This window comes from Streptomyces mexicanus (assembly GCF_902506575.1).
In the GTDB taxonomy this organism is placed as follows: domain Bacteria; phylum Actinomycetota; class Actinomycetes; order Streptomycetales; family Streptomycetaceae; genus Streptomyces; species Streptomyces mexicanus.
In genome coordinates this window covers 5,856,689-5,861,548 of the sequence record NZ_LR732544.1, presented here as the reverse complement: position 1 = coordinate 5,861,548, position 4,860 = coordinate 5,856,689, and the positions used below count along the sequence as shown (strand labels likewise).

Below are 4,860 nucleotides of genomic sequence, written 5' to 3'. Positions count from 1 at the left end.
GGGGGGGGGGCGGGGGGGGGGGGGGGGGCGGGGGGGGGGGGGGGGGCGGGCGGCGGGGGGGGGCGGGGGGGGGGGCAGGGGGCGGGGGGGGGGCGGGGGGGGGGGGGCGGGGGGGGGGGGGGGGGCGGGCGGGGGGGTGGGGGGGCGGGGCGGGGGGGCCTGGGGGGCGGCTCGCGTGGTCGGGTCGGGCATGGGTCAGGGCTGCTTTCCGGAAACGGGTGCGGTGAGCTGGACCTGGGTGCCGGCGCGGGGCGCCGGGGTGATCTCCAGGCTGCCGCCGATGAGCAGGGCCCGCTCCCGCATGCCGCGGATCCCGGCCCCCTCGCGCGGGGCCTTGATGCCGCAGCCGTCGTCGGTGACGGCCAGGACGACGCTGTCGTCGGTGCGGCGCAGGGCGACGGCGACCCGTTCGGCGTCCGCGTGGCGGGCGGCGTTGGTCAGTGACTCCTGGGCCACGCGGTACAGGACCAGCTCCGTCTCCGGCTCCAGCGCGGGCAGGTCGGCGTCGAAGCGGCGGCTGATCCGCAGCCCGGTGTGGGTGGCGAAATCCTGTGTGAGCGAGGTCAGTGCGCTCACCAGCCCCAGGTCGTCCAGCACGCCGGGGCGCAGCCGGCGCACCAGACGGCGGACCTCGTCCAGGCTCTCCCGGGTGATCTCCTGCACCTCGTGCAGTTGCTTGCGCACCGGCGCCGGCGCGTCGTCCGCGGCCCGCTTCAGTCCCAGCAGGATCGCGGTCATGCTCTGGCCGACCTCGTCGTGCAACTCCTGTGCGATACGGCGGCGTTCGGCCTCCTGGGCCAGCAGGACCCGGGCGCTGCTGGTGGCCCGTTCCCGCTCCAGCCGCTCCAGCATGGCGTTGAACGTACGGATCAGCTTCGCGATCTCACCGCCCCCGGAGGCCGGCAGGCGCTGGCCGGGACGCAGCAGGTCGACGGTGGTCATCAGCTTCGTGACGCGGTCCAGCGGAGCCAGTCCGAGGCGCAGCAGGGCGGCGTTGGCCACCAGCATGACGGCGAGCCCGCCGACCAGGATGACCGCCTCGGTGAGCACCACCGGCACGGACACGGTCACCGGAGCCCACAACAGCAGTGCGGTGGCCGAGCCCAGCACCACGGCGTTGAGGGCGAAGATCCGCCAGAACAGGGACACGGTCACGCCTTTCCTTCTACGACCTGGGTTCACCTCCACTGTCGGGCACCCCGTCCGGGACCGCGGTCCCGGGGTGCTTGAGTGGTCCTGCCGGCCAGCCTGCCGTGACTCCATCGCTTGCGTCGATGGGCTCCGGAGCCCATTTCCCGCGGCACGCACCACCCATGCCGGGCGCATGGGTGCCTCGCCCCGCCGGAAATGGGGTCCGCGCCCGATAGGCGTCCGCCGCCGCACCGGCCAAGGTGGAGGACGCACCGGAACGCACCCCGTCCCCGCACGGCCAGCGCCGCCGAAAGCGCCGGGCACCGGGCATCGCCAAGCCACGCACTCGCGAAGTCATGACGTCACGAAGTCGCGAGGTCGCGAGGTCGCGGAGTCCGAAAGCCCTACGCCCCTACGCCCCGAAGTCGAGACGCCGAGAAAAGGAACGACCATGTCGCTTGACGTCCCCCGGACCGATCCGCACCTGCACGAGGCCCGCCGGCGCCTGGAACACGCCCGCAGCTCCCGGCTGACGCAGTTGCAGGCTCTGGAGGAGACCGGACAGACCACGGACGACCATCTGCTGTCCGCGCAGCGGACCGCGATCGAGCGCGTCCTGAAGGAGATCGAGGAAGCCTTCGCCCGCATCGAGGACGGCACGTACGGCACCTGCCTCGGCTGCGGCAAGCCCGTGCCCGCCGAGCGGCTGGAGATCCTCCCGTACACCCGGCACTGCGTCGCCTGCGGGCGCCGCGCCGCCTGAGCCTCCTGCCCTCCCCGACCCGTACCGGCCTCCTATGCCCTGCCGCACCAGGGATGAACAAGAGGTGAACGTGGTGACACACCACACCATCGGCGAGAGCGGGAGCACGCCCCACGCCGCCGCCGGCCGACACCGGCCGTGGCCGCTGTGCCGGCGCTGCTGCGGCATCGCGCTGGACATGGGCAGCGCCCGTACCCGCGCCTGGATCGCGGGCAGGGGCGTGGTCGTCGACGTGCCCACCGTGACGTTCCCGGGCCCCGGTGCCGTCTACCCCATCCAGCGCGGCACCATCATCGACACGGCGGGGTGTGCCCGGATGCTGCAGCGTCTGCTCGGCCACCGTCTGCCCCGTCTCGTCCGCCCCCTGATCGTCGTCACCGCTCCCGTCCTGGACGGTGTCGCCTACCGCGCCCGGGCGCGCGCGGCGGTAGACGTGCTGCGTCCGCGCCACGTGCTGACCGTGCCCAGCGCCCGGGGCATCGCGCTGGCCGCCGGCGCGGACCTGTCCCGGCCGCTGCTGGTGCTGGACATCGGCGCCCACCTCACCGAGGCGGTGCTGCTGTGCGACGGCGCCGTCACCGACGCGCGCCGCACCGCGCTGGGGACCAGCGACCTGGAGGGGACGACCACCGCATCGGACATCGTCGAGGCGGTGGCAGCGAAGCTGACCGCGATGCTCCGCCAGGACCGCACCTCGCTCACCGTCGATGCCCTGCGCCGCGGGGTCCTGCTGGCCGGCGGAGGCGCTCTGCGGCCGGAGATCACCTACCGCCTCACCGCACGGTTGCACGCACCGCTCAAGGTGGCCCCGGCCCCGCACACCGCGGCCGTGCGAGGCGCCGCCAAGCTGCTGCGGGCCGCCCACACCCACCCCTTCACCGCGGGCCGGCCGGCGTAGACGGCGGCCCGAAGGGCGGGGCGGGGGGTGCGGGCGACACGCCCCGGCCCCGTTCGACGCCGCGCTGACGCGGACTGCTCGACGTGGCCGGGGACCTCAGGCGCAGGAGCGCCTACCGCTACGCCCCGGTCGACGTGGCCCGCCAGGCCCTCGCCGACCGCTCCTCCCTGCCGCGGTGGCAGAAGGGGCTGGACGAGCTGGAGGACGCGCCGGCGTCGGTGCGCGCCGGAGGCCGTCGACCGGTACGCGATCGAGGAGGCGTGGACGCGGCAGCGCAAGGACTACCCGCTGCGGCCGTACAGGGAGGCCCACCGCACGGCCGCGCGGGTGCGGGACGTGCTCGCCCGGGCCCCCTACCAGGGCGCCGTGACGGTGACGGCCGAACCGTCGATGGTCCCGCCGGGCGGGCACACGCGGCTGTCCGGGCGGGCAGCTGTCGTGCCGAGCGCTCAGCGTGCCGCGCGCACGCCGTCCAGGGCGATGGACAGGACCCGCCGCCGCTGGGCGTCGTCGTCGAAGGCGGTCGCGGTGATCCCCGCGACCATCCGCAGCAGGTCCACGAAGGTCATGTCCTTCCGCGCCCGGCCGGCCTGCTGCGCCCGCTCGAACAGCGGGCCGCCGGCCGCGTACATCGACTCCCGGCAGGCCTGGAAGATCTCCGAGTCGTCGTTCAGGGCCTCGCGGACGGCCCGCTTGGTCACCATGTAGCCGGCGAACCGCTCCAGCCAGGCCGTCAGTGCCTCCCACGGCTCCAGGCCGCCGACCTCCTCGGCGACCCGGCACAGCTCGTTCACCTCGTCCGCGTAGACGCTCTCGAACAGCTCGCGGCGGGTGGGGAAGTTCCGGTAGAGGGTGCCGATGCCGACGCCCGCGCGCCGGGCGATGTCCTCCAGGGAGGCGTCCGCGCCGTGCTCGGCGAAAGCCTCGCGCGCGGCGGCCAGCAGGGCGTCGAAGTTGCGGGCGGCGTCCTTCCGGTGCGGCCGCCGGGACGCCACGATCTCGCTGACGGGGAACGGCTGGGGCGTCACGGGTGCCTCCCGGGGCGGGCTCGGTTTGAACCGGAGGGGTACCTCCGTTACAGTGGAGGGGCACCTCCACTTTAGCAAGTGCGGGGGTGCCGTCGCGCCGTCGGTGCCTGCGGCCGCGCGTACCGCAGCGCGACGACACCCGCGTACGACCTCCCGCACGGGCCCGCGCCGCGCGCGGCGCCCGTTCACCCGACACTTTCCCTGACCGCTCGCCGGTTCCCCCGGCATGCCCGTGTGCCCCAAGGCGCACCGGGCCCGTGCCCCCGGGACGGCGAGCGCGCTCACCCCTGTCCGGAGAGGCCCTTCATGCCCCGCAAGTCCACCCGCCTCACCTTCGCGGTCCTCGCGACCGGTGCGGGCGTGTTCTCCATGCTGCAGTCGCTGATCGCGCCGGCCCTGCCGACCGTTCAGCACGCGCTGCACACCTCGCAGTCCACCGCGACCTGGGTCATGACGGCGTATCTGCTGTCCGCCTCGGTCTTCACCCCCATCCTCGGCCGGGTCGGCGATCTGACCGGCAAGAAGCGCACCCTCGTGGCCGTCCTGCTGACCGTGCTGGCCGGCTGCCTGCTCGCCGCGCTCGCGCCGAGCATCGGCGTGCTGATCGTCGCCCGTGTCGTCCAGGGTGTCGGCGGCGCCCTGTTCCCGCTGTCCTTCGGCATCGTCCGGGACGAGTTCGCGCCGGCCGGGGTGCCGGGCAGGATCGGCAGCCTGTCCGCCGTGATCGCCGCGGGCGGCGGCGTCGGCATGGTGGCGGCCGGGCCGATCGTGTCCGCCCTCGACTACCGGTGGCTGTTCTGGATCCCGGTCGCCGTCGTCGCCGTCACCGCGCTCATAGCCGTGCGGTACGTCCCGGAGTCCCGCAACAGGGCCGAGGGAAGCGTCAGTTGGCTCGGTGCCGGGCTGCTGTCGGGGTGTCGTCGGGGGACAGGCCGAGGCCGGCGATGGAGGTGTAGAAACCTATCTGGGCGTTCAGGCCCTGGTAGGTGCCGGGTTTGAACAGCAGGGCGTAGCGGCCGGTGCCGAACTGGGCCGATTCC

Annotated in this window: 4 protein-coding genes and 1 pseudogene; 3 read left to right on the top strand and 2 right to left on the bottom strand. The window is 74.5% G+C overall.

Features of this window, described 5'->3' with window-relative positions:
• Positions 1-195 precede the first annotated feature (195 nt).
• Positions 196-1,149: a sensor histidine kinase gene (locus tag GV126_RS26160; protein WP_159674105.1), complete on the bottom strand. Its 954-nt coding sequence runs from the start codon at positions 1,147-1,149 to the stop codon at positions 196-198.
• 433 nt (positions 1,150-1,582) lie between these two features.
• Here GV126_RS26160 and GV126_RS26155 point away from each other — a divergent pair, with 433 nt between their 5' ends.
• Entirely contained in the window at positions 1,583-1,894 is a 312-nt protein-coding gene (locus GV126_RS26155) for a TraR/DksA family transcriptional regulator (protein WP_159671415.1), read from the top strand.
• Positions 1,895-2,072: 178 nt separating this feature from the next.
• A complete protein-coding gene (locus GV126_RS26150; protein WP_236570291.1) occupies positions 2,073-2,792 on the top strand; it encodes a rod shape-determining protein in 720 nt (239 codons plus the stop codon).
• A gap of 449 nt (positions 2,793-3,241) precedes the next feature.
• Here GV126_RS26150 and GV126_RS26145 read toward each other — a convergent pair whose 3' ends face one another.
• Positions 3,242-3,820, bottom strand: coding sequence for a TetR/AcrR family transcriptional regulator (locus tag GV126_RS26145; RefSeq protein WP_159671412.1), 579 nt, complete (start codon positions 3,818-3,820; stop codon positions 3,242-3,244).
• 306 nt (positions 3,821-4,126) lie between these two features.
• Here GV126_RS26145 and GV126_RS26140 point away from each other — a divergent pair.
• Positions 4,127-4,735, top strand: a pseudogene (locus GV126_RS26140) (MFS transporter); the annotation flags it as partial.
• Positions 4,736-4,860: the final 125 nt, after the last annotated feature.